23 protein-coding genes and 1 tRNA gene are annotated in these 24,040 nt (G+C 53.7%); 15 read left to right on the top strand and 9 right to left on the bottom strand.

Annotated features, from left to right (window positions below):
* Position 1 precedes the first annotated feature (1 nt).
* Positions 2-1,444, top strand: a complete 1,443-nt coding sequence (locus tag WC359_04580; GenBank protein MFA5399694.1) for an NADH:flavin oxidoreductase — start codon at positions 2-4, stop codon at positions 1,442-1,444.
* 36 nt (positions 1,445-1,480) lie between these two features.
* Here WC359_04580 and WC359_04575 read toward each other — a convergent pair whose 3' ends face one another.
* The gene (locus WC359_04575) at positions 1,481-3,451 is read right to left on the bottom strand and encodes an FAD-binding protein (protein ID MFA5399693.1); all 1,971 of its coding nucleotides are present in this window, start codon (positions 3,449-3,451) and stop codon (positions 1,481-1,483) included.
* Positions 3,452-3,633: 182 nt separating this feature from the next.
* On the opposite strand from WC359_04575, the gene WC359_04570 reads away from it, so the two are divergent.
* Positions 3,634-4,566, top strand: a complete 933-nt coding sequence (locus WC359_04570) for a hypothetical protein (protein MFA5399692.1) — start codon at positions 3,634-3,636, stop codon at positions 4,564-4,566.
* Here the strand turns inward: WC359_04570 and WC359_04565 are convergent.
* Positions 4,563-5,108, bottom strand: coding sequence for a hypothetical protein (locus tag WC359_04565; protein MFA5399691.1), 546 nt, complete (start codon positions 5,106-5,108; stop codon positions 4,563-4,565). The genes WC359_04570 and WC359_04565 overlap by 4 nt on opposite strands.
* Before the next feature lie 106 nt (positions 5,109-5,214).
* Here WC359_04565 and WC359_04560 point away from each other — a divergent pair, with 106 nt between their 5' ends.
* On the top strand, positions 5,215-6,081 hold the full coding sequence (locus tag WC359_04560; protein MFA5399690.1) for an enoyl-CoA hydratase-related protein: 867 nt from the start codon (positions 5,215-5,217) through the stop codon (positions 6,079-6,081).
* Between the two features lie 10 nt (positions 6,082-6,091).
* On the opposite strand, the gene WC359_04555 is transcribed toward WC359_04560, so the two are convergent.
* Both WC359_04555 and rimI read right to left on the bottom strand, forming a co-directional pair.
* Positions 6,092-6,679 carry a hypothetical protein gene (locus tag WC359_04555; protein ID MFA5399689.1) on the bottom strand — a complete coding sequence of 196 codons (588 nt, stop codon included), beginning with the start codon at positions 6,677-6,679 and terminating at the stop codon, positions 6,092-6,094.
* 26 nt (positions 6,680-6,705) lie between these two features.
* The gene (gene rimI, locus WC359_04550; GenBank protein MFA5399688.1) at positions 6,706-7,353 is read right to left on the bottom strand and encodes a ribosomal protein S18-alanine N-acetyltransferase; all 648 of its coding nucleotides are present in this window, start codon (positions 7,351-7,353) and stop codon (positions 6,706-6,708) included.
* Between the two features lie 120 nt (positions 7,354-7,473).
* Here rimI and WC359_04545 point away from each other — a divergent pair, with 120 nt between their 5' ends.
* Complete coding sequence (locus WC359_04545; GenBank protein MFA5399687.1) at positions 7,474-7,800, top strand: MTH1187 family thiamine-binding protein; 327 nt, start codon at positions 7,474-7,476, stop codon at positions 7,798-7,800.
* Positions 7,797-8,720, top strand: a complete 924-nt coding sequence (locus WC359_04540) for a dihydroorotate dehydrogenase (protein ID MFA5399686.1) — start codon at positions 7,797-7,799, stop codon at positions 8,718-8,720. Before WC359_04545 ends, WC359_04540 begins: the two co-directional genes overlap by 4 nt.
* 19 nt (positions 8,721-8,739) lie before the next feature.
* Here WC359_04540 and WC359_04535 read toward each other — a convergent pair whose 3' ends face one another.
* Both WC359_04535 and WC359_04530 read right to left on the bottom strand, forming a co-directional pair.
* Positions 8,740-9,882, bottom strand: a complete 1,143-nt coding sequence (locus tag WC359_04535; protein MFA5399685.1) for an acyl-CoA dehydrogenase — start codon at positions 9,880-9,882, stop codon at positions 8,740-8,742.
* Between the two features lie 23 nt (positions 9,883-9,905).
* Entirely contained in the window at positions 9,906-10,484 is a 579-nt protein-coding gene (locus WC359_04530) for a flavodoxin family protein (GenBank protein ID MFA5399684.1), read from the bottom strand.
* A 168-nt stretch (positions 10,485-10,652) separates the two neighbouring features.
* On the opposite strand from WC359_04530, the gene WC359_04525 reads away from it, so the two are divergent.
* The 3 genes from WC359_04525 to WC359_04515 all read left to right on the top strand — a co-directional run bounded on the left by WC359_04525 (position 10,653) and on the right by WC359_04515 (position 11,929).
* A complete protein-coding gene (locus tag WC359_04525; protein ID MFA5399683.1) occupies positions 10,653-11,354 on the top strand; it encodes an acetate--CoA ligase family protein in 702 nt (233 codons plus the stop codon).
* Between the two features lie 149 nt (positions 11,355-11,503).
* A complete protein-coding gene (locus tag WC359_04520) occupies positions 11,504-11,803 on the top strand; it encodes an RNA-binding protein (protein MFA5399682.1) in 300 nt (99 codons plus the stop codon).
* A gap of 50 nt (positions 11,804-11,853) precedes the next feature.
* Positions 11,854-11,929 (top strand) — tRNA-Ala (locus WC359_04515).
* Between the two features lie 44 nt (positions 11,930-11,973).
* Here WC359_04515 and WC359_04510 read toward each other — a convergent pair.
* Positions 11,974-13,338 carry an MmgE/PrpD family protein gene (locus tag WC359_04510; GenBank protein MFA5399681.1) on the bottom strand — a complete coding sequence of 455 codons (1,365 nt, stop codon included), beginning with the start codon at positions 13,336-13,338 and terminating at the stop codon, positions 11,974-11,976.
* Between the two features lie 318 nt (positions 13,339-13,656).
* Between WC359_04510 and WC359_04505 the strand changes: the two genes are divergently transcribed.
* From WC359_04505 to WC359_04475, 7 genes are all read left to right on the top strand, one after another.
* Complete coding sequence (locus tag WC359_04505) at positions 13,657-14,838, top strand: CaiB/BaiF CoA-transferase family protein (GenBank protein MFA5399680.1); 1,182 nt, start codon at positions 13,657-13,659, stop codon at positions 14,836-14,838.
* Positions 14,839-14,982: 144 nt separating this feature from the next.
* The gene (locus tag WC359_04500) at positions 14,983-16,293 is read left to right on the top strand and encodes an MFS transporter (GenBank protein MFA5399679.1); all 1,311 of its coding nucleotides are present in this window, start codon (positions 14,983-14,985) and stop codon (positions 16,291-16,293) included.
* 167 nt (positions 16,294-16,460) lie between these two features.
* Positions 16,461-17,603 carry a CoA transferase gene (locus WC359_04495; GenBank protein MFA5399678.1) on the top strand — a complete coding sequence of 381 codons (1,143 nt, stop codon included), beginning with the start codon at positions 16,461-16,463 and terminating at the stop codon, positions 17,601-17,603.
* A 52-nt stretch (positions 17,604-17,655) separates the two neighbouring features.
* Complete coding sequence (locus WC359_04490) at positions 17,656-18,885, top strand: CoA transferase (protein MFA5399677.1); 1,230 nt, start codon at positions 17,656-17,658, stop codon at positions 18,883-18,885.
* Positions 18,886-19,012: 127 nt separating this feature from the next.
* Complete coding sequence (locus tag WC359_04485; GenBank protein ID MFA5399676.1) at positions 19,013-19,780, top strand: SDR family oxidoreductase; 768 nt, start codon at positions 19,013-19,015, stop codon at positions 19,778-19,780.
* 58 nt (positions 19,781-19,838) lie between these two features.
* Positions 19,839-20,810 carry a TatD family hydrolase gene (locus tag WC359_04480; protein MFA5399675.1) on the top strand — a complete coding sequence of 324 codons (972 nt, stop codon included), beginning with the start codon at positions 19,839-19,841 and terminating at the stop codon, positions 20,808-20,810.
* A 19-nt stretch (positions 20,811-20,829) separates the two neighbouring features.
* On the top strand, positions 20,830-22,071 hold the full coding sequence (locus WC359_04475; protein ID MFA5399674.1) for a thiolase family protein: 1,242 nt from the start codon (positions 20,830-20,832) through the stop codon (positions 22,069-22,071).
* Between the two features lie 15 nt (positions 22,072-22,086).
* Here the strand turns inward: WC359_04475 and WC359_04470 are convergent, their stop codons facing one another.
* On the bottom strand, positions 22,087-23,010 hold the full coding sequence (locus WC359_04470; protein MFA5399673.1) for an SDR family NAD(P)-dependent oxidoreductase: 924 nt from the start codon (positions 23,008-23,010) through the stop codon (positions 22,087-22,089).
* A 35-nt stretch (positions 23,011-23,045) separates the two neighbouring features.
* On the bottom strand, positions 23,046-24,032 hold the full coding sequence (locus tag WC359_04465; GenBank protein ID MFA5399672.1) for an amidohydrolase family protein: 987 nt from the start codon (positions 24,030-24,032) through the stop codon (positions 23,046-23,048).
* Positions 24,033-24,040: the final 8 nt, after the last annotated feature.

The following is a 24,040-nucleotide window of genomic DNA, read 5'->3' as shown; positions in this document are numbered from 1 at the left end:
GGTGTACACTCGCATAGCACAGCTGAAGACGCTCGCGGAGTTTCGCGACTATGTTCGTTCGCTGGGCATCGAAATCCCCGTCAGCCCCGAAATAGTCCCGGCCCCCTCCGGCCCGCTGGCGCAGCCGTATAAACTGAAGGACGGCAGGACCATCGGCAACCGCTTCTGCGCGCAGCCGATGGAGGGATGGGACTGCACCGTGGACGGGCGGCCCACCGACCCGGTCTACCGGCGCTGGAGGAAGTTCGGCCTGAGCGGCGCCAAGCTGATCTGGGGCGGCGAGGCCGCTGCCGTCAGGCCGGATGGACGGGCCAATCCCAACCAGCTGATGATAGTCGATTACACCATGCGCGACCTGGAAGAGCTGCGCACGACGCTGACCAAAGAACATGAAGCTTTTCACGGCCGGACCGACGACCTGCTAGTCGGGCTGCAGCTCACGCACTCGGGACGCTTCAGCCGTCCCAACGAGAAAAACAAGCTCGAGCCGAAAATACTGTATCACCATCCCCTGCTGGATAAGCTGTTCGGAATAGCTGAGGACTACCCTGTAATGACCGACGCCGAGATCGACGGCCTGATCGGGGACTATGTGCAGGCAGCAAAGCGCGCCCTGGCCGTCGGATTCGATTTCGTGGATATCAAGCACTGCCACGGCTACCTGGGGCACGAGTTCCTCAGCGCGGTCACACGCCCGGGCAAATACGGAGGCAGCCTGGAGAACCGCGCCCGCTTCCTGCGCGAGATAGTGGCGGGTATCAAAAGTGAATGCCCCGGCCTCAGGATCGGGGTCAGGTTCAGCAGCTTCGACATGCCGCCCTTCCGTCCGGACGATAACAAAGTCGGCCGCATGATCGAGTACCGCGATGAAAACGGCCGTTACCCCTATGCCTTCGGCGGAGATCCGGATAAGCCTGGGGAGGTAAAAACGGACGAGCCGCTGGCGCTGATTAAGATGATGGACGAGATGGGCGTTGAGCTGGTCAACTTCTCGGCCGGCAGCCCCTACTATAATCCGCATATTATACGTCCCGCCTGGTACCCGCCCTCGGACGGCTATCTGCCTCCCGAGGACCCTCTGGCCGGGGTGGCGCGGCATATGCGTGTCGCGGCAGAACTGAAAGCCGCCGCGCCGGATATGCTCTGCGTGGGATCGGGATACAGCTACCTGCAGGAGTGGATACCCAACGTTGCGCAGGCCGTGGTTGAGTCCGGCATGATCGACTTCGTGGGGCTGGGACGCTCCACGCTGTCCTATCCGGGGCTTCCCTCGGATGTGCTGGCGGGACGTCCGCTGGACCGCAGCCGCATCTGCCGGACCTTCAGCGATTGCACCACCGCGCCGCGCCATGGGCTTGTCTCGGGATGCTATCCGCTGGACGATTATTACAGGGAGCTGCCGGAGGCGGAGGAATTGAAGCGTATCAAGAAGGCCATACAGTAGTGCGGCCGGCGGCGGATGCAGTCCCGCGGGTGAATCTCAGCGGAAGTAGATATCACCGCTGCGGAACCTGGCCCAGGTCGTTTCGAACCATGCGTCGGTCTCGGGTATGGGGCGGCATGGCGCCCAGCGATGATTCATCTCGCCTTTTCTATCGCACAGGGTCTCGAGCACCTTGCTCCTGAACGACGTGTCCTCCGCGGCGATCCTCCAGGAGTCGTCCAGCATCTCGTGCACCTTTGTGCCCGCGGGGTCCAGCACGATGGAAGACCCGCGGCTGCCCGCGCCGCTCTGCAGCGCGTAGCGGATGGCGTCCAGGTAGGCCGCCTGCGCGAAGGCGAGCTGCCTGACCCTGAAGGCATGCCCGATCTGCTCCCTGCTTTCGACCGCGCAGCCGGACCCCATCAACCGGCGGACCTGCTCCCGGGCCTGCGGACACTCCCTGTTCAGCGACTCCATGCTGCGTATATGCGCGCCCGAACGCGACATTCGCTCGCGGACCTGTTCCAGTTCCGATTCCCAGGAATTGCGGGCCTTGAGACACAGCTCAGTATAATCTATGACGCCCTGCGCGCATTCTTTAACGGCCTGAGCGGCTTCGTCATCGTCCAGGCTCCATTCCCCGTAGCGGTTGGCTATGAACTCGGCGGCGCGGAAGCCGGCCACCTGCCCTGCGTTGAGCGCGGCGCCGCCGGGACGCGTGACGCCGTGCGAGCCGTTGACCTCGCCGATGGGGAAGAGGTGTTTGATGTTGGTCGACTCGTACCAGATGTTTCCGGCCAGCCCGCCGTTGTTGTGCTGCGCGCAGACGGCCACCTCGAGCGGCTCCTGCATCAAGTCTATATCGTGGTTTTTATAGAGCTCGGCGGCGCCCGGATTCATATGCAGCAGTCGGTGGATGGGCGTATCCTGCAGCGCACCGGACTTCTCCAGGTAGGCTCGGGCCTCGCCGGGCAATTCAAGTAGCCTGTAGCCCGCGGGGTTTGCCCGGAAATCGAGGAACACGCGGCGGCCTTTAACCACCGTCTCGATGTAGACCAGTATGTCGATCAGCGACGAGCCATCAATAGCCTTGCGCGCGTCGAAGGGCCACTGGTAGCCTTTGAGGAAGACCGTCCCGTGCATGGCGGCGGGGGACCGGAAATAGGGCAGCAGGAATTCCTGTTCGTCCGAGACTCCGTCGGCGTCACGGCTGACGACCCTGGGTATGACCTGCATGTACGTGCCCGAGACGTTCCAGCGGAAAGCCGTGGAGGCCAGGCCGAACTGCGATTCGGGCAGGTTGGCGGCGCAGGCGCCGGCCATCAGCGCCAGCCCGATGGCGCCGGACTGCTGAACGGGATATACGCTGGCTTTATACAGCCCGCCCGGTCCGCCCACGGCGAAGACCAGGTTCTCGCAGATGAAGGCCTCGAAATGTCCGTCCCGGTCCACGCACAACAGCCCGGCCGCGCGGGGGGATTCACCGCCCGTCGTGAACAGCTCGACCGCCTCCAGCCCTTCGCGTACCCTGATGCCTGACTCCCTGATCCGGTCGATCAGCGTCAGGCACATCTTCCTGGAGGTATAGGGCCCGATCGAGGTGGCGCGCCGACGCGGATCGTGGTCGGTCTTGTAGCCCACGAATTGCCCGTACTCGTCGCGGGGAAAGGGGACGCCCAGGTTGACCAGGTTGATGAAGCCCTGCAGCGACAGGCTCGATTCCACCAGCGCCAGGTCGCCGTGCATGGAGCCGCAGTCGAAGTAGGTCTGCGCCATGTCGCGCGGCGAATCAGCCTGGGAACCGTACATAGACAAGCGGTAGTAGGTCTGCTTATCGCTGCCGGTGTTGATCGAGGTGCCCATCAACAGCCCCTCGCTGACGATCATTAAATCTTTAACGCCGCTGATGTGAAGCTGCACGGCCGCGTTCAATCCCGCGGCGCCGCTGCCCAGCACCAGCGTGTGCACGCGCGACAGCGGTATGCGGTAGCTGTTGCGTCCCGCCTTCAGACTGAGATGCCTGTCCATTACGCCCTGCGCCCCATCACGGTTACAGCATACTCCATGGGTATATATCGTTTCAACGGGAGCTGCGGGCTTCGGTTGTTTGCGCCGGAAGCCGCAGCGCTATTTGCCCGGCCTGTTATAATTTAATCATGAGGAAACTATTTACGAAGGTTTATAGTCATAGTATCAGAAACAACATCTGCATGGCATTGGTAATAGTCTCGCTGTTGATCGCCGGCTGCGCCGAGCCCGCGGCTACGCCGGCAGCGACACAGGAGGAGCCTGCGGTTGTATCGCCCAGGCTGGGCATCAACTCGCTGGCCATTAATGTGCAGTTTAATCAGGGCGACAGCAAGACCGTCACCAGGACGATCACCTTTATGAACGAGGGCGGCGGGGTGATGGCCTGGGCTGCCAGGGAGACCGTGCCCTGGATATGGTTGACCGAGATGGACGGAGCGCTGGAGAAAGGCTACAGCAAAACACTTGATGTCTTCATCGCCCCCGCCGGACTGGAGCCCGGCACATATACGGAAAATATCACCATCGCGGGCGCCGGGACGAGGAACTCGCCGCAAAATGTGGTGGTGACCATGGTCATCGCACCGCCCGCTCCCACAGCCGCCGAGGCCGCGGCCGCGGCTAAAAAAGAGACTCCGCTGCCGCCCTGGGACTACAACGAATATTTCAACGACGTCTATGATTTCAGGGTCAGGTATCCCAAGGAATATAAGCAGCAAGCTCTGCCGGACTCGGTCTTCGGAGCGGTTGCGTCTCCCTCAACGCCGGACGCCAATACAATCAGGGTGTATATTGTGAGCACTTTCGGAGTGGATGCCGACTCCGTAGCCTTCGAGTGGGCCAAGTCTATTAGATTGTCGGGCGGCGGGGCCAGTCCCAAAGTGGTTGCCAGCGATAATGCCACCACGCTGGCGGACGGGGTCACGCCGGCTTTCGAATATCTGTATGATGCCAAGTCTGCAACCAAGATATCGTCTCAGGTCTATGTCTACGGTATAAAGAAAGGTAACCGTTACATATTATTCGGTGGAGTGGCGCCGCTGGACATCGCGCCTGAGAGGTTGCCGCTCTGGAAAGAGATCGCGCACACCATGGAGCTGGTGGACCAGGATTAGGGCGCGATCCAGGTCTCCCTGGTAACCATGGGGACCGACGCGCCCGGGGTCGAAGGCACGATGCGCAGGTTGTACGAAAGCTGCTGCGTGGAAGTGTACTTCATCACGTAGCTGAAGCTGGTGACGCCGGTTGTGAACGCGGTCTTGCCCGCGCCGTAGCGGGTGGTTATCTCCACAGGCACACCGTTCAACGTCAGCGACATGTCGGGCGTCAGGTATTCGAACCAGAAATTCACCGGCTGTTGCGTCGTGACCCAGCGCTCCTCGATGTAGCCGACGGCGGGCGCACCGATGGAGAACACGCTGTTGGCGTCCGTGACGGTCTCATGCCGCTCTTTGGTCTGTATTGCCGGCTGGGTCACCGGCTGCGGAGGAGGGGTTTGCGGCGGCTGCTCCGGCTCCGTCTCCATGGCCTTGTCTCCCGAGTAAATCTTCACGCCGCCCGGCAGCGGGTCGGGCGCGCAGGACCCGCAGCCCGCGGCCGGCAGAATGACCAGCACGAGGGACAGCGCAACAACGGCTGCGGCTGCGGTGTATCGCATAATCGCATTATAACAAATGTGTCTGCCATTTGATATCGCAATAATTTATAATAGCAGGCCGGCGGGTAAGGCCGTGATATATCTTCGCTTTACATAAGGAGGGCAAATGGAGTTCAACTATCTTAAATACGAGGTATCCGACAATATACTGATGCTGACGCTCAACCAGCCCGAGATCATGAACGCGGTCAATTCGTCCGCCTGCGCCGAGCTGGCCGCGGCCTTCGACCGGGCCGACAATGATGACAGCGTGCGCGTGGTTATCGTGACGGGGGCGGGCAGGGCCTTCTGCGCCGGCGCCAACCTGTCGGACGAGAGCAAGCTGGACTCGTTTCACGACAGGTTCACGGGCAAGGCGGATAACGCTCCCCGCCGGGATGAGGGGGGCGTGGTCTGCCTGCGCATCTACGATATGAAAAAGCCGGTCATAGCGGCCATCAACGGTCCGGCCGTGGGCTTCGGCATCACCATGACGCTGCCCATGGACGTGCGTATAGCGGTTAAGGGCGCAAAGATGGGATTCGTCTTCGCCAGGAGGGGCATCATACTGGACGGCGCCGCCACCTGGTTTCTGCCCCGCCTGGTGGGCATGGGGGCCGCGGCGGAATGGGTCTACAGCGGGCGCGTCTTCAGCGCGCAGGAGGCCTACGAGAAGAGGCTGGTGAGCGAGCTGGTGGAGCCGGAGGACCTGATACCCAGGGCCAGGGAGATAGCGGCCGGCATCGCCGACAACAGCTCGTCCATATCGGTGGCCATCTGCAGGCAGTTGATGTGGAAGATGCTGGGCGCGGACCATCCCATGGAGGCCCATATACTGGAGACCAAAGCGCTGAACTGGATCTACGGCGAGAAAGACGTGATGGAGGGAGTGGCGTCCTTCCTGGAGAAGCGGCCCCCTAAATTCCCCATGAAGGTCAGCAGCGACATGCCTGATTTCTACCCGTTCTGGAAGGAGCGCGCTTTCCGGGCCTGATAAGGTACACTCAGGCGATGTCCCTGATCTTCTGCTTGTGCTCGTCCAGCGCCTTGCCGTACTGGGCGTCCAGCTCGCTGTGTATCTGGCGCCACTCTTCCTGTATCTGCAACTGAAGCCTCTGCTCCAGCGGCATCTGGTCGCCGCGCTGCGGGCGCGGGCTGCGCGAGGCCTGCTGTATGGTCATCTCGGCCTTCTTCTTGAACTCCTCGTAGGTCTGTTTGAGCGCCTGCTGGTACTGGTTGAGCAGGTTGTTGATCAGCCCCAGAGCGGTCTCGAGCTGTTTTTTGTTTTCCTTGATCAGCCGCAACCCGGCCATGGCGCGGTTGGTGCGGCGCATGTCCTCCTCGTTGTGGGGCAGGCTGATGTTGCGCAGCAGTATCTCGTCGATGCCCTTTTTAACGTGCACGGCGGCGTCGCCGGCCGGGAACTTTGCCAGCTCGGCCATCAGGTCCGATTTCTCATCCTGCAGGTACTGGGAGGCGATCCTGTTCCCCTCGGGCACGTATTTTATGCTGTTGATCTCCTCCGGGCTGACCTTGCCCAGCTTTTCGGCCTTTTCCATGGCTATCTGCCACGAACTTTTCATCTCACCCATAATCGATTCTCCATTTCAGTTCATTTTCATACGGCGCAATGGCTCCAGCGGGCGTTGTGCTCCTGCCTGAGCCTTTGCAGCCTTTCAAGGTAGGACGGCGAATCCAGCTCGCAGGTGGTCATGATCAGCGCGTCCTCTCCGTTATCCGAGTAATATTTTCTCCTCGTGCCGGCTCTGGTGAAGCCGTATTTCTCGTAAAGCGCCTGCGCGGTCCTGTTGGACTCGCGCACCTCCAGCGTAACATATTTGGCCCGCAGCTTCCTGGAGAGCTCGATGAGGCTGATCAGCAGCCACTCTCCCAGCCCCTGGTGTCGGTGCGACCTCCTCACGGCGATGGTCACGATGTGCGCCTCGTCCACCATCATCCAGATACCCGCCATGCCCACCAGGTATTCCGCGGCTGCGGGCGTGCCGGTGATACGGTCGCGAGAAAATATCTGCTTGAAATATAATAGCACCTCTCTCAGTCCGATGACTCGATGGCCGTTGTCCGCCGCCGCGCCGCCGCCGCGGCAGATCACAACGTAGTGCGCCAGCTTGTTGCGCATCTCATGGTGGAAAGAGCTCGAGGTCGGATGCGGCCATTGGCTGGGGAAGGCGTCCAGGTCGATCTCCAGGGCCTGCGCAATGTCCCTGTCGGCCATATTCCTGATGTGATAGGTGCTACTCTCCATTTGAGCCGTTCAACCTGCAGATATAAAATTTTAGCATATTTGTAACGGCTGTGCGTTTGACCGGAAGTGCCTGTAATTTCGCGGTGAGCTTGTATATACTATAGATAAAAAAGAGCAGTCATGAATAAGAGAAATGTCGTTGCCGAGATATCGGTCGTGCCGCTGGGGACCGGCAGCGCGAGCGTCAGCGAGTATGTCGCCGGCTGCATGGACGTGCTGATCGGGAACAGCGGCGTAAAGCACCGCCTAACGCCCATGGGCACCATACTGGAGGGTCCGCTGGACCAGGTGCTCAAGGTCACGCGGGCCATGCACGAGGTTCCCTTTAAAAAAGGGGCGCTGCGCGTCGTAACCACGCTAAAGATAGACGACCGCTGCGACCGGAAATTGACGATGCAGGGCAAGGTCAACAGGGTTAAAAAGCTGAGGCCGGACGTCAATATATGAGTAAGAAGGCTGATCTCAGCGTTCATATCACCTCTACCCTTCGATTGGCCAATCCCGTGATGGCCGCCTCTGGCACCTGGGGATATGGGGACGAATACGGCGACCTGGTCGACGTGAATAAACTCGGCGCCGTCATCTGCAAGGGCACCACGCTGGAGCCGCGCGACGGCAATCCCCAACCGCGCATCATCGAGGTCACGGGCGGCGTTTTAAACTCGGTGGGCCTGCAGAACATCGGCGTGGAGGCACTGATAGCGGAGAAGGCGCCCATGTGGGCTAAATGGAGCGTGCCGGTGCTGGTCAACATCGCCGGCAACTCTGTCGATGAATATGCCATGGTGGCGGCCAAACTCGAGGGTGTGGCGGGTGTCGGCGGCATCGAGGTGAATATAAGCTGCCCCAACGTGAGCAGAGGCGGGATGCAGTTCGGCACCGATCGGTCCACGGCTGCAGAAGTCACCCGCGCCGTTAAAAAGGCCACCTCGCTGCCGGTCATGGTCAAGCTCAGCCCCAACGTGACGGATATCGTATCCATCGCTCAGGCGGTGGAGAAGGCGGGCGCAGACGCGCTGTCGCTGATCAACACGGTCAGCGGCATGGCCATAGATGTGAAGCAGCGCAGGCCTGCGCTGGGGAATATTAACGGCGGATTGTCGGGCCCCGCCATCAAGCCGATCGCGCTGCTGATGGTCTACAGGGTGGCGGGCTGCGTCAAAATACCTGTTATCGGATGCGGCGGTATCATGAACGCGGCGGACGCCCTGGAGTTCATCCTGGCGGGCGCGACCGCAATCCAGGTGGGAACGGCCGGCCTGGCCGACCCGCGCGCGACGCTGGCTGTGGTGGACGATCTTGCGAAATACCTCGAGGCCGAGGGTATCCGCAGCGTCGCTGAACTGCGCGGAGCCGCCAGGCGTTAGCCGTTTTATTCAGATCTCTTTACTGAGTTGTGATGGCGCGCGCAATGGTCATGCGCTGCATCTCGGAAGTCCCTTCGTAAATCTCGGTTATCTTGGCGTCGCGCAGGTAGCGCTCCATGGGATAGTCCCTGCAATAGCCGTAGCCTCCGTGTATCTGCAGGGCCTTGTTGGTGACGAAATTGGAGACCTCGGCGGCGTAGAGCTTGGCCATGGCCGCTTCTTTCATATAGGGCAGGTTCTGGTCCTTCAGCCAGGCCGCGCGGTAGACCATTAATCTTGCGGCGTCGATCTGCGTCGCCATATCGGCCAGCATCCACTGTATGGCCTGGTGCTGGCACAGCGGCTTGCCGAACTGGACGCGCGTCTGCGAGTAGGCCAGCGCGTCTTCGAAGGCGGCCTGCGAGATGCCCAGCGCCTGGGCGGCCACGGTGACGCGGCTGGCGTCGATGGACTCCATGGCGTAGCGGAGGCCGCGGCCCGATTCACCCAGCTGGTTGGACGCGGGTATCTTACAATTCTCAAATACGAGCTCCGCCGTGGACGAGCCGTGAATGCCCATCTTGTGCTCCAGCTTGCCCACCGAGTAGCCCGGAGTGTTGCTCTCCACGATGTAAGCGGAGATGCCCCTGGTGCCCTTGGACTTATCTTCCATGGCGAAGACCACCGCGATGGAGGCCTCGGCGCCGTTGGTGATGAATATCTTGTTGCCGTTGATCACGACCTTGTCGCCTTCTTTGGTCGCCGTGGTCTGCGTCGCGCCGGCGTCGCTGCCGGCCCCCGGCTCGGTCAGCACGAAGCAGCAGATCTTCTCGCCTTTGGCGACGGCCGACACGTATTTCTTTTTCTGCTCCTCGGTGCCGAACTTGTAGATGGGGTAACAGGCCAGCGACAGGTTGGCCAGGAAGATGGCGGCCAGTCCGCCCGAGGCTTTGGCCAGCTCTTCGCAGCAGATCGTCATGGACAGGTAATCGCCGCCGCTGCCGCCGTATTTTTCGTCGATAGTGATGCCGAACAGGCCCAGCTCGGCGGCTTTCTTGAATATCTCGGCCGGGAACTTGCCCTCCTCGTCGATCTTTACGGCCTCCGGCTTCACCACGTTGGTGGCGAAATCGCGCACCATGGCCTGGAACATCTTCTGTTCCTCGGTTAAAAAGAAATCCATATGTGCCTCCTTGAGATTTTTAATTAATTCTCTACGATCTGCCGGCCCAGTGAGCGCGCCCGGGAGAGGAGTTCCTGCCGTCCGGCAGACGCGTTGTATCTGTCCATTTCGGGTACCAGCAGCTCATCGGCGTACTCGATATCCAGCGTCTTGTACCAGCTCTTCATGGTGACGATCGATCCTGTGAACAGGTTGCTGTAGCCGGTGGCCCCGACGGAGATGAACGCGCCCCTGCGAGCCGTGCCTTTATTCAGGCCGACGGGCAATTTCAACAGGTTCTTGATCACCCACAGGGCCTGGCAGCGGTCGATCATGGCCTTGACCTGGGCGGTGAGGCCCATGAAGTAGATGGGCGAGGCCACGATGAAGCGGTCGTACTCCCTGATATCCGCATGTATCTGTTGCATGTCGTCTTCCATCACGCAGCGTCCCCCGGTCTGGATGCAGCCGTCGCAGTGGGCGCAGGGTGCGATATCCAGGTCGGCCAGCACGATATGCTTGATCTGTGCGCCCTTGCCGGCTGCTCCTATGATGGCCTCGTTCAGCAGGCGGTCGGTGTTGCCTCCGCGGCGGGGGCTGCCCGATATGCATAATAATTTCAACGCTCAACAGCCCTCTCTGGTATCGGGGCCGTGCGGGCCCCTGTTCAAAACAAGTAATGATATAATGTTATGCAGGCATTTTGCAATCGGACTATAGATTGGCTAAAATGTAGCCGTTTTTCCGCGTCGTGATGCGCCGGCTATCCCAAACTAACGAGGAGATATACGATGACAAAAGCTGAGATTATGGCCAAGGCTGCGAAGGAGAAGAGGACCCTCCTGACCGAGATAGAGTCCAAGGAATTGCTCAAGGCGGCGCGCATACCCGTGGTCGAGACCAGGCTGGCGACATCCAAGGCTGAGGCCGTGGAGATAGCCGCCAAGCTGGGTTATCCCGTGGCCATGAAAATTGTCTCCCCCGACGTGGTGCACAAGAGCGACGCCGGTGGTGTGAAATTATCGATTTTGAACGCCACGCAGGCGGGCAAGGCTTATACGGAGATACTGGCCGGCATCAAGAAGCACTATCCCAAGGCTAAAATCATCGGCGTTTCGGTGCAAAAGATGGCCAAACAGGGCATCGAAGTCATTATCGGTATGACCAAGGACGCCCAGTTCGGTCCTGTCATAATGTTCGGCCTGGGCGGAATCCTGGTCGAGGTGCTCAAGGACGTCTCCTTCCGCATCGTCCCTATGACGAAAAGGGATGCGGCCGAGATGATCACCGAGATAAAAGGCTTCCCCATACTCAAAGGTTACCGCGGCCATGATCCGGCCGACGTGCCCTTCCTTGAAGACTTGATCATCAAAGTATCCGAGTTCGTGGACAAGAATCCCGAGATCAAGGAGCTCGACCTCAACCCGGTTTTCGCCTATAAGGACGGGGCCATAGCGGTCGACGCCAGGATCATACTTGAATCCGCTAAATAGAAGCGGATTTCCTTTAAACCTCACGACCGGCCGCGGGGCCGGACACTTGATACGTTGTCTTCAGGCCGGTTACGGCGTTCACTGCCGTTGGACAGGGCCTGTTTGAAAAGCCTCGTTGGAGGCATGAGAAATAAATTGGAGGTGCTCGCATGAATATTTTTCTGGGCAACCTGGCCCGTGATGTGACCGAGGAAGATATCAGGGCGGAGTTCGCACCTTTTGGCGAGGTGACCTCCGTGTCCATCATCAAGGATAAGTACAGCGGTCAGCCGAGGGGCTTTGCATTTGTGGAGATGGCCAACAAGGATGAGGGTGCGGCCGCCATCGCTGCGCTCAAGGGCAAGCAACTCAAGGAAAGGACGCTCGATATCAGCGAGTCCATGCCGCGCGACAAGCACGGAGGCGGCGGCCGCTTCGGCGGCAAGCGCAAGCCGCAGCGCAGGCGTTAGTCCATCAATCTTGACACGGTTTATAGGCCTTGATAGTATACAAATCCCGTGGGGATATAGCTCAATTGGGAGAGCGCTGCGTTCGCATCGCAGAGGTCGGGGGTTCGAATCCCCCTATCTCCACCAGACTATTAAAATTGAAATAAGAGAAGCTCATCAAGCAGGTCTGACTATTTTTTAACAAATAGTTTGGTCATTTCTCGTATATTTTCTATCTTCTCCAGGTTATAAATACTATCTGTTAATTCCTCAGCCTGCCTATGCTTCAAAAATCGATTGGCCTGGGTTTTAAAGTTATCAGCTACCTGTTCATCAGTCATGGGAGTGACGTTATCCAGACTGTCGCTGATAACACTTTTATCTTTCATGACAACATTTATCCGGCAGCCCTGCTGGAATGTCTGGGAGAACGTCTTTTCTATATTTTCGTCAACTATCATAACGGAGTTAGCCGCTATTCCGGATACTAGAGGATCATTGTATCTATCATAAATGCTCTGATTCAGTTCTTTAAAAGTCAGCGCGGCAGCAACGCCAAATTCAAGACTCAATTTGGCCTGCAACATATTGGTGAAAGGGCCTGGATTGTGCACACCCGGATAATTCATTGCTGCCTGGAACGTTCTAATTTCTATATTGTTAATTTCCTCCGGATTGATTGTCCGGGTTTTTGACATTCTGTGTGCGAGCTGTACTGCTGTTTGAACCATGGCGCATGACGGGACCGGTTTAAAATATACACTCGATATTTCATATGATTGGCCTAAGCCTTCCAGTATACGATCGGCTCCCGGTTGCCTTTTGTAGCCGTTCCAGAATCCCGCCGGCCCCTCGATAATGAATTTCGACGCATGAATGCCCATTTTACCGAGCATCGCCGCCCTGACGCCGTTGCTGGAGGTAAAACCGTTGTGGAAGTAAAAATCGTCGGTTCCCTCAGTAAAACATTGCTGGAATCCCATGGACAAATTGCCGGCCATGCCCAAAGCATTGGCCGCCTGATCCTGGTTAAGACCAAGCAGCCTGCTCGCAGCGGCACAGGCGCCGTAAGGCCCCCAGAAGCTACTGGGCCTGAATTTGCTCATAAATTCGAAGCTCATCACGCTGACCCCTATCCGTCCTATTAATTCATAGCCAAGAACGATAGCTGTTACGAGATCTTTCCCGGTGCAATTTGTTTCCTCTCCCACTGCCAGTGCTGCCGGAATAACCATTGTGCCGGGATGGCTGCCTGTAGCAAGATGCTGGTCCTCCTGTATGATGCTGTGGGCCAGGACTGAGTTGACGAAGGCTACATCCGGGGATGGAGCTCTGATACCATCAATAAATGAAGTAGCAGTTCCCTTGGTATTGAGAGCCTTTAAGTAATTAATGGCGGTTTGCGACCACGGCAGGTGATGACCGTTGAAGGAACATGCCAGCACGTGAAAAACGCAGGTCTTAACCTTCTGTATCAGCGGCTTGGGTATATCTTCAAAGCCCAGGGATGTAATTTGCCTGGCGAAACTCGTTGTAATACTGATTTTATCGTTCATACTGCCTCCTTCGATACTTTTCAAGCTCTGGATCCTTATTTTGATACATCCTGTTTCCACCTCCACAAGATTCCAGCGTATGCTTATCAGATAATTTTGTATAGTATCATTGATCAACTAAATTGTCAATAGCATAAAGTTCGATGTTGACAATATATTATATAGAATGTTATTATATCATCAAATTTAATCCTGAACGCATCACTTAAATAAGCAATAGCGTGCAGAATAATGTCAGTAAAAATACTGGTCGCTGAATATGATGAATATAGGGGTATGTTGTTTATCCGGGAGCAATAAAAAAATGGAGGGTAATTTATGGTACAAGCTCTGGAAGGTGTCAAGGTTTTAGACCTATGTCGCGGATATCCGCCAGCCACTGCGGCTATGCATCTGGCGGACTTTGGCGCCGATGTAATCAAAGTCGATCCTGTAGGTTTCAGTCCTACGGAACACATTAAGGATGCCGCAGAGGATCTGATGCTTGTCTATACATTTCTGGATCGCAATAAAAGAAGCATCAAAGTCAACATGAGGTCCGAGGAGGGGCGTGACTTAATACGTAAATTAGCTGAAAACATCGATGTTCTGATTGAAAATTCACGTGCCGGTACAATGGAGCGTCTGGGGATCGGCTATGAAACCATTAGACAAATAAATCCGCGGATTATTTATTGTCAAGTAAGTGGATATGGCCAGACCGGACCTTATCGCGATTGTGTGGGTCATGATGCAAACTTTATGGCTGTATCGGGAGCCCTGAGTCTAATAGGTCCAGTTGACGGGCCCCCCTGTTTTCCCAGCAATATGGTAGCCGATTTTGCAGGAGCTGCTCTGTACCCGTTAGCCGGTATATTGCTTGCGCTGCTGGCCAGGGAAAAGACAGGCAAGGGACAACTGATCGATATAAGCTATATGGATGCCGTGTTCTCTTTTATAGCAGTTGACGTTTCTGTGAACCTGGCTTCCGGTGAGAAGAGAAGGCGTGGCAAAACCATGACAACAGGTGGAGAACCCTGCAGCGCTGTTTACCCAACCAAAGACGGGGAGTATATAACCTTACAATGTATAGAGCCACAGTTCTGGAAGAACTTTTGTCAGGATATAGAAAAGCAGGAACTGATTTCCCGCCAGTGGCCGCGAAATGAGGAGGAACGAAATGAGCTATTCGGAATATTGAAGTTGGTCTTCCTGACAAAGACCAAAGATGAGTGGTGGGAATGGGCCAAAGAAAAACAGATTATGCTGGCTCCTGTTAACTACATAGAAGAAGCTGTCAATGACCCGCATTTAATAAGTCGCAAGATGGTCATGCCAAAAGAACACGCTGTTCTGGGCAAAATCAAACAGCTGGGTAACCCCCTGAAACTATCAGATACTCCTCCCAGTTACAGAACATTCTGCCCGCGTCCCGGACAGCATACTGATGAGATTTTGCAGGAGCTACGATTCAGTGAAAAGCAAATAGAAGAGTTGCGTAAAGCAAGGACTGTCGAATAAACAATGGGTAATCAAGCTCGGATGCAAGAGCGGGGAAGATCGACGTTACTTAATTGCAGCTATTCCAAATCAGAAGAAAGTACTGTCTCGCATGAAAGAATTCGGTAACAAGGTAGAATAAATACGAAGGAGTGTATTGGAGGTATGGAATCAACAATCGAGTCATCGGCGCAATCACAAAAGACCTATAAGATTACCAATGGGCAGAAGGCCAGCATCCTGATAGTATTAATGATTCTGTTCATCATCAACTATGCCGACAGGGCTATTCTGTCTGTAACATTGCAGAACATTAAAGTGTCCCTTGGCTTTTCCGATACGCAGCTTGGAGCAATACAGACTGCATTTCAGATAATGGTCGGAGCGGTTACAATCCCGTTAGGGATTCTTATCGATCGCTGGAGCCGCCGCAAGCTTGCCGGCATAATGGCATTATTCTGGAGCGTGACAACCTTTCTTACCGGCCTGTGCACGAATTTTATCAGCATGCTCTTCGTCCGGGCGGCCGTCGGTCTGGGTGAAGATGGTTTTACAACGATCGGCTCGGGTTGGCTGTCGGTGGCATTCAGCAAATCAAAAAGAGCAATGGTGAATGGTATCTTTGGTATTGGCGGCACCGGCGGAAGCGCTCTCGGTATGATAGTTGGCGGAATAATAGTTACATCGACAGGGATGTGGCAGATGCCGTTTTTTATATTCGCGATACCCGGCGTAATTTTTGGTATCTGGGCGTTTTTCCTGAAGGACTATAAAACCCCTAAAAAGGAAGGAGAAAGCTTGCTCAGCAAGCAATACTTCAGAGATTGGCTGGCACTTTTTAAAATTAAATCATATGTGTTTACATTGTTAGGACAGATGTGCTTCGGAGTGATGCTTACTACTGTGATAGGTTGGCTGCCCGCATTCATGATGCGCGCCTATGACTTAAATGCAGCACAGGCTGGCGGCATAGTGGGCTCTGCTGCTTTAATAGGCATACTGGGATCATTAGGTGGTGGTTTCATAGCAGATATATGGTACAGGAGGCAAAAGGGTGCGCGTATTTATTTAATGACCATTGCTCAACTGCTTTTTGCTATCCTGGTTGGAACAGTAATATATTTGATGGGATCAATTCCAATACCTCTCATGAGCGTACTACTAATGGTTTTGATGCTCGTAGTTGGAATATGTGGCACTCTCATTTACTCTCTAACAATGGATGTCACACCGGTCTCCCACAGATATTCCTCCTATGGAATTGTCGTAACAGCTTTCTTCGTTGTCGGTTCGATAGGCCCGTCAATAGTGGGCGCGATTTCAGATGCGCTCGGAGGCGGAGCTGACGGCATACGCGCCGGATTTCTCTGGTTACTTCCCGTCACACTTCTGGCAGTAATCTTCTACGGTATCAACTGGAGATACTATCCCAAGGAGAGCCAACTCGTAAGCGACACCGTTTTGGCTGAGAAATAGAAACAATCCATACATTAGTAATGAAAATAGCAATGGAGAAGTTGCCGGGCAAGGCGATAGATCGTCAGGCAGCTTCTCCATTGACAGGTAATATGATTGAAATCGTCTGATGCAGGCCGGCATTTTGTCATATGGTAAATAAACCATGTACGAGGAGGTAACCGGATATGACAGGACCATTGGCGGGAATAAAAGTACTTGACCTTGGCGCTTTCGGGGTGGGGCCAGCTGCGTGCAGCTTGCTTGCACTCATGGGTGCTGATGCTATCCGGATCGAACCTCCAAATTTGGACGGGCTGATATTTGTGGGGACTCCCGTAGGTGGCTATGGATCGACTTATATAGGCAGCCACTTCAATAAGAAAAGCATAATACTAGACTTGAGGGGCGATAAAGGAAAGGAGTTAGGTAAAAAGCTTATTCAATGGGCTGATGTAGTAATTAATAACCGCCGTCTTGGCGCACTTGAGAGAATCGGATTCGGTTATGATGAAATGAATAAGAGCAATCCAAGAGTAATATACATAGAAAGCACATCCTATGGAAATAAGGGGCCCTGGTCTAAATATGCCGCCGCAGATCATTTTGTCCAGGCGGCATCAGGTTTTGCCAGTGTCACCGGGAAAAAAGGCGGTCAGCCGGAGATATTCAGAAATGCGGCGCATGCGGATATTAATGCTTCATTAACAATTGTATCGGCAACACTTATCGGATTGCTGGCCAGGGAGATCACAGGCAGGGGACAAAAAATCGAGACCTCGCATCTGCAATCGACTATGTCTATGCAGATAACACGCATCTCCGAGTTTTTCGCCACGGGAAAAAATCCTGAACGGCTGGGAAGCGCCTGTGTTCACATCGTTCCGTCTCAATCATTCAGGACCTGGGATAACAAGTATGTAAATATCAGTGTACCGAAAGAAAGCTACTGGCCGAAGCTGTGTGCTGCGTTGGAGTTGCAGAACCTCCAGAATGATCCACGGTTCAAGACGAATACACTAAGAGTAAAAAACCGTGATGAATTGATCCCGTTAATTCAGGAAAAAATTGCCGATAAATCTGCATACTGGTGGATGCTGCATCTGAAGAGATGCGATGTGCCGTGCGGACTTAATTACGACTATGAAGCCCTGATCAGCGATCCGCATATTCAGGCGAATGGATGGTTCTTCAATATGGATAGCATGTTCGGTGTAATTAAAGGATATGCAGCGCCATGGCTTTTTAAAAAGACACCTGCAGAGAAAATGACTCCTACAGTCAAACCGGATCAAAATCGCGATGAGATTCTTAAAATGCTTAACTCATAGAGGTCAGCTCACTGCAAGTAACTTAATTATTAAGAGTTGACAGGAGGATAAAATGACAGAGGTTCTCGGGGGAATAAAAGTCGTTGATTTAACTGAAGATGTTGCTGGCCCTTATTGCTCGATGCATCTGGGCGATCTTGGCGCTGAGATAATAAAAGTAGAGGGTATCGAAGGTGATACTACCAGACAGCTTGGCCCCTTTATCAAAGGGGAAAGTTCTCTTTTCATGTCTTTAAACCGTAATAAAAAAAGCATAGCAGTCGATTACAATAAACCCCAAGGCAAGGAGATAGTATATCAACTGGCCAGGAACGCAGATATATTTATCGAGAGCTTCGATTCCTGCTATGCCGAGAAACTGGGTCTGGGATACGAGGATATCGTTCGATATAAATCACAGGTAGTGTACTGCTCGATCTCAAGTTTTGGCGAGACCGGTCCGTACAAAAACAGACCTGCTTCAGAGCTTGAGCTGCAGGGGATGGCAGGTTTTACGCAGTATTTGGGTGAGATGGGCGAGGAACCTGTAAGGGTTGGAGTGGATGTCGCAGCCATGGGAAGCGGCCTGCATGCCATGCAGGGTATCCTGGCAGCGTTATATTACAGGCGGAAGACAGGTATCGGTCAGAAAGTGGAAATCTCAGCGATGCGCTCTATGATCCAAATGGGTTGTTACTGGATACAGGCTTTCTGCAACCCTGATACCTATGGCGGATGGTTTTTTACTGGTCCTTATGACCATGCGGAGCACGGTTACGCAACCCTTGATAGGCCGATCGTATTTTCTGTCATCGGACGGGTTGGTGGCGGAATAGAAAAAGCTCTGGATATATGGGTGGAGTTTTTAAAGAGGGTCGGACTTGGTGAATTGCTTGAGGATCCATGGTTTAAATATAAGGGGCTGAGAGCTGTAGGCCTCGGCAGGGATGCGCAGGAGATGAAGCCTCTTTTCGAAACGTATTTTGCGGACAAAAAAAGCGAAGACATGATAAATATGATCGACGAACTCGGGGGTATGGGCTCTGCGATATATGACTATGAGACATTGTTCGGTGGATCAATGCATCCTCAGGTGCAAGCCGTAGATATGATCAAAGAAATAGAGCATCCGGTGTCCGGTAAAACCAGGGTGCTGGATTTACCCCTGACTTTGTCTGACACACCAGCACAAATCAAATGTGCCGCTCCGACGCTTGGCCAGCATACGACAGAGCTGCTATCAGGCCTGGGATACAGCGAAGCGGATATATCCAGGTTGAAGAAAAATAAGATAGTTGCCTGATAGAATCACAATCGATCTGGAATTACGTATGGCGAATTCAACGAAATAAAAGTGATGTATCTACACGGTACTTAGAGAAGCTAACTTTCACGGCATATATATTAAATTTAATGGGAGGTACATTTTAATGGCGAGGTCTAACAAGGTTGCAGTAATAACGGGGGGAGGTCGAGGTATTGGCAAAGGGATTGCCCGTATATTCACAAAACGGGGAATCGACGTAGTGATAGCGGGCAGGACATTTGAAGTACTTGAGAAAACAGCCAAGGAATTAAAGAAGGCGGATATTGAAATCTATCCGGTGAAAGCCGATGTCAGCGTTCTTTCGGATGTTGAAAAGCTGTTTGATTTCACCATGGAAAAATTCGGCAAAGTGGACATTCTTGTTAATAATGCCGGAATTGCCGAACCGATGGCACCGATAACTGATATTGACCTGAAACTGGTGGATGATCTAATAAACATTCATTTCAAGGGCACATTTTACTGTTCTCGCAGAGCAGTCAAAGAGATGAAAGCACAAAAAAGCGGCAATATCATAAACATCGGCTCTGTTGAGGGGTTGGAATCATTGCCCGGTATAGTCTATGGTCCGATGAAAGCGGCCGTTCATCAATTTACTAAGGTACTGTCCCGTGAGCTGGCTGCCATTCCTATCCGCGTTAACTGTATTGTCCCGGGCCTGGTGCTTACCGAAATGATGGATGAACTGACAGATCGCGATGTCGATGTATTTCTCAAATACATTCCGATGCATAAGGCGCTGGTGCCTGACGATGTAGGCTACCTGGCATATTTCCTGGCCTCAGATGAAGCGCGGTATATAACCGGCTCGATCATCACTGCCGATTCGGGCATAACGGCAGATGCGGGCTGGTATGCCTTTGGTTTATAGCATGCCGCTTTCAATCATCGTTAGCCAGGGTTAATTGATAGTAAGGAGGTTTAATTGGATGATTAACTCCGTGCTGGGACCCATTGCCCCTGATAAGCTGGGAAAGACACTGGTGCACGAACATTTTATCATCGGGCAGCCCGGTTGGCAGACGGACGAAACAATGTTTCCGTATGACAGGAAGGCCGCATTGAAGACCAATCTGGAAGTCTGTAAGGCTGCCAGGGAGGTCGGCATAGGAACTATAGTGGACTGCACACCAAACGACTATACGCGGGACCCCGAGCTTTATAAAGAACTGGCCAGGAAGTCGGGAATCAACATTATATGTGTGACGGGCCTGTTCAACGGGACTACCGGCGCCACGACCTACTGGGTGGCCAAGACCATGTTTGTCAAGGATATGCCCAAAATGATGGCGGAGTTGTTTGTAAGGGAGATAAATGTCGGTATCGGTAAAACAGGTGTGAAGGCAGGCGCCATCAAGGTCGCATCCAGTGAAACCGTTACTCCATATGAGGAAAGCGTATTTAAAGCTGCGATTATAGCGCAGAAAGAGACCGGTGTACCGATAATAACGCATACAGAGGGTCCGGATCCCGGAATAGCGCAGGCTGACCTCTTTCTCAAGGAAGGTGCTGACAAAAAGAAAGTTTTAATCGGCCATGTATCCAACTCCACCGATATGAACTATTACAAGGCAATTCTGGATAAGGGATTCTACGTCGGTTTTGACCGCATGGGAATGATTCTGTATACGCAGGATGAAGTCTGTATCAAAAATATCTCCGAGTTATGCAAATTGGGGTATGCGGACAAAATTATGTTATCCCATGATACGTGCAATTACTGGTGTGGCCGCTCTTTGCGCGATATTGCTCCTCCCGAGATAGTAGCGATGCTGAGTAACTGGCGGGTAGATTACGTTTCTAAAAGCATACTGCCTGCTTTAAAAGAGAAGGGAGTCACAGATAAGCAGATCAACACAATGATGGTGGACAATCCAAGGAGTTTATTTACAGGCAAGTAATCAAGGAGGCTCATCCCGTATGTCTAATGTCTATATCATCGGTATCGGCATGACCAATTTCGGCAAGTTGCCCAACCGGAGCGTTCGCACAATGTCCGAAGACGCCACACAGCTCGCCCTGCAGGATGCAGGACTGGGCAAAAGGGACTTGCAGGCGGTCTTTTTCTCCAATTCCTTCTGGGGTATGTTCTCAAACCAGCACTCCATACGTGGGCAGGTTATCATGCGGGGCATGGGTATTGACAAGATACCCGTTGTTAATGTGGAGAATGCATGCGCAGGAGCATCGTCAGCGCTTCATCTTGCTTACACCGGTATCCGTGCAGGACTGTATGATGTAGCGCTCGTACTTGGTTCGGAGAAGCTAAGCAATCCCGATAAGGCATTGTCCCTTTCAGCATATGCTTCCTGCATGGATGTAGAAAACCTGGAAAAACATATCAATATGATTACCGACTTCAACAAGTTGATCAAGATCCAGCTACCGGAAGATAAATCGGCACCGGGAGAGGGCAGGAGCATCTTCATGGACGCTTATGCAATGGGAGCAAGATGGCATATGGACAGGTTCGGATCAACACAACGCCAGCTTGCCGTCATTTGCTCGAAAAACCACTGGCACGGATCCTTGAATCCGCTCGCTCAATACCAGCAATCTATGACAGTAGAGGAAGTATTGGCTGATAAGGCTGTGGCGTATCCTCTGACGAGAGCGATGTGCTCTCCGGTCGGTGATGGCGCTGCAGCGGCCGTTGTCTGTTCAGAAGAGTACTTGAAAAAGCTGAAGAACAGTCATCCGGTTAAAATAATAGCTTCAGTGATGGGGCAGGGCAGCGATAGGTCATTGGACGGTGAAGACATTGGCGAGAGATTGTCCAAACAGGCTTACAGAATGGCAGGGGTTGGGCCGAAGGACATTGACCTGGCTGAACTTCACGATGCTACGGCCTGGGCTGAGTTGCACCAGTCCGAGGCTATGGGTTTTTGTCCGATGGGAGAAGGTGGTCCCTTTGCTGAGTCGGGCGCGACCAGGATCGGCGGTAAAAAGCCGATCAATACTAGCGGTGGGTTGGAGTGTCGCGGTCATCCCATCGGCGCCTCGGGACTAGCTCAAATTTACGAGCTTTGTCTACAACTGCGCGGCGGCGCCGGTAAAAGGCAGGTCGAGAAGGCACGCATCGGTTTAGCCGAGAACGGTGGAGGTAATATCGGCGTGGAAGAAGCGGCTATGTGTATACATATAGTGCAGAAATGGTATTAACTGAAATTTATTCGGTTATATATTTGCCAATAGACCTTTGGTAACACTCCTGGGCATGATATTCACGAGCTCTTGCACTGTCCAGATGCCGTCCTTGAAAATGCTGGATACAATTTCTGGTTCAGAGTAAAGGCCGATTTCACCTCCGCCTACCATAAAGCTTTTTCCGTTTATGTTTGCGGCAGCATCCGTGGCAAGATAAACAACCAGGGATGCGATATGTGCGGGAGACATCCTTTTCACCTCCGCCTCGAGACCGGTTACTGTATCGCCTGAGTCCTGTTGCGAACCTTTTTCGATGGCCGCCTGCAGATCTGGTGAGATGGTCATGCGTGTCGCGGCCATGGGACGTATACAATTGCAGGTTACCCCGTACTTAGCCATATCTAATGCCACGGTGCGGGTGAAGCCGGCGATACCTTCCTTGGCCGCGCTGTAGTTGGTCAGTCCCAGGTTAGCCTGCCCCATATTGCCCAGGCCTGTCTGAGAGGAGGTGTTTATGATGCGGCCGGACCGTTGCTGACGGAAATATGCGCAGGCATGTCTGGTGCAGTAAAAATGTCCGTACAGGTGCACCCTCTGCACGATATCCCACTCCTCCTCCGTCATATTGAAAATCATACGATTACGCGCGATACCGGCGTTGTTGACCAGTATATCGATCCTGCCGAAGGTATCGATCGCGGTCTTGATGATACGCTCTCCCCCTTCCCAGGTCGCGACCGAGTCGTAGTTCGCCACTGCCTCTCCACCCATTCTCTTGATTTCGGCGACTACTATATCAGCCGGGGAAGCGGAAGCTCCTGTTCCGTCAGTTTTACCGCCGAGATCATTCACTACGATTTTGGCGCCTTCGGAGGCGAAGAGCAAAGACTCCGCTTTGCCCAGCCCGCCTCCCGCGCCGGTGACCACTGCAACTTTTCCATCGAGTAAACCCACTGTAGAAACCTCCCGGGTATCTATATATTATTATTCTATTTCTTTGCAGGAGAAGGCAGCTTAAATAGTCTTTGTGCGTTACCGCCTAAAATAAGATCAACCTCTTTCTGAGTAAAATGGTATCCATAGTTGGGGGCCTGCTCGGGGAGCGTCTTGAAGAAATTCACCCATTGCGGCAGCGTCGACTTCTCTCCGCAAAAGCGTGGGCCGGAGATCTGGTCGCTGGAAAAGAATATTCGTTCGGCGCCCACGGAGTCCCTCATCGCAGCGAGCTTGGCCACGAACTCGGCCATGTTGGGCAGGTCGTAATTCCAGTCGGAAAGATCCAGATAACAATTCGGGCACTCAAGGGCAGTTTGTATGGCTGCCTGCCACCATGTCGAATATCCCGAATGCGCAATGAATATTTTCATTTCAGGATATTTTTTTGCCAGCTTTTTCACATGCTCGGGATGCGACGCATTATTTACGCTAACGTCACTTCCAAAAGTTGTAACGCCCATACCTGAACGGATGTGGATATCGACCGGAATACCGGAATCTGCACATTTTTTGAACATTGGCTGAATTAACTCATCATCGAGGTTGAATCCTTCCGCTGAAATCTCTCCGCAACCCTTGAATCCATATTCGTCGATCGCCCTGGCAAACAATTCCAGTGCTTTCGGCCTTCTCGGATCAACGTAAACCCAGACATAAAGTCTGCCCTTATGGGCCTGCTCCAGTTCCGCGCAGCCTTCCAGTTGCTTATCAAACGATATCGGCGGTTCCTGGCCATTGTTGCGTATCCATGTATCGGAAGCCAGGACGAATGAGATATCAACTCCGGCGGCGTCCATGTTATCTATGAACATTTTCCCACCAGTGCCGTCAGCTATACCATTTAGAAGCTTTGGAAGGATCATCTCTGGAGAGCGTCCAGCCTCCTTGGCTGCCCAAAATTGGGCTAGGGGCATATAAGCCGCCTCTGAAACCCAGTCGGGTCTGGCAATATAATGAGTGTGCCTGTCAATTACTATCATTCCATCCT

This window comes from Dehalococcoidia bacterium (assembly GCA_041653995.1).
In the GTDB taxonomy this organism is placed as follows: domain Bacteria; phylum Chloroflexota; class Dehalococcoidia; order GIF9; family UBA5629; genus CAIMUM01.
This window is presented reverse-complemented; position numbering and strand designations above follow the sequence as displayed.

Bases quoted from the DNA above. Each gene is read 5' to 3' on its own strand.
- WC359_04575 (MFA5399693.1), bottom strand. From the start codon at position 3,451: ATGGACAGGCATCTCAGTCTGAAGGCGGGACGCAACAGCTACCGCATA.
- WC359_04570 (MFA5399692.1), top strand. From the start codon at position 3,634: ATGGCATTGGTAATAGTCTCGCTGTTGATCGCCGGCTGCGCCGAGCCC.
- WC359_04565 (MFA5399691.1), bottom strand. From the start codon at position 5,108: ATGCGATACACCGCAGCCGCAGCCGTTGTTGCGCTGTCCCTCGTGCTG.
- WC359_04560 (MFA5399690.1), top strand. From the start codon at position 5,215: ATGGAGTTCAACTATCTTAAATACGAGGTATCCGACAATATACTGATG.
- WC359_04555 (MFA5399689.1), bottom strand. From the start codon at position 6,679: ATGGGTGAGATGAAAAGTTCGTGGCAGATAGCCATGGAAAAGGCCGAA.
- rimI (MFA5399688.1), bottom strand. From the start codon at position 7,353: ATGGAGAGTAGCACCTATCACATCAGGAATATGGCCGACAGGGACATT.
- WC359_04545 (MFA5399687.1), top strand. From the start codon at position 7,474: ATGAATAAGAGAAATGTCGTTGCCGAGATATCGGTCGTGCCGCTGGGG.
- WC359_04540 (MFA5399686.1), top strand. From the start codon at position 7,797: ATGAGTAAGAAGGCTGATCTCAGCGTTCATATCACCTCTACCCTTCGA.
- WC359_04535 (MFA5399685.1), bottom strand. From the start codon at position 9,882: ATGGATTTCTTTTTAACCGAGGAACAGAAGATGTTCCAGGCCATGGTG.
- WC359_04525 (MFA5399683.1), top strand. From the start codon at position 10,653: ATGACAAAAGCTGAGATTATGGCCAAGGCTGCGAAGGAGAAGAGGACC.
- WC359_04520 (MFA5399682.1), top strand. From the start codon at position 11,504: ATGAATATTTTTCTGGGCAACCTGGCCCGTGATGTGACCGAGGAAGAT.
- WC359_04510 (MFA5399681.1), bottom strand. From the start codon at position 13,338: ATGAACGATAAAATCAGTATTACAACGAGTTTCGCCAGGCAAATTACA.
- WC359_04505 (MFA5399680.1), top strand. From the start codon at position 13,657: ATGGTACAAGCTCTGGAAGGTGTCAAGGTTTTAGACCTATGTCGCGGA.
- WC359_04500 (MFA5399679.1), top strand. From the start codon at position 14,983: ATGGAATCAACAATCGAGTCATCGGCGCAATCACAAAAGACCTATAAG.
- WC359_04495 (MFA5399678.1), top strand. From the start codon at position 16,461: ATGACAGGACCATTGGCGGGAATAAAAGTACTTGACCTTGGCGCTTTC.
- WC359_04490 (MFA5399677.1), top strand. From the start codon at position 17,656: ATGACAGAGGTTCTCGGGGGAATAAAAGTCGTTGATTTAACTGAAGAT.
- WC359_04485 (MFA5399676.1), top strand. From the start codon at position 19,013: ATGGCGAGGTCTAACAAGGTTGCAGTAATAACGGGGGGAGGTCGAGGT.
- WC359_04480 (MFA5399675.1), top strand. From the start codon at position 19,839: ATGATTAACTCCGTGCTGGGACCCATTGCCCCTGATAAGCTGGGAAAG.
- WC359_04475 (MFA5399674.1), top strand. From the start codon at position 20,830: ATGTCTAATGTCTATATCATCGGTATCGGCATGACCAATTTCGGCAAG.
- WC359_04465 (MFA5399672.1), bottom strand. From the start codon at position 24,032: ATGATAGTAATTGACAGGCACACTCATTATATTGCCAGACCCGACTGG.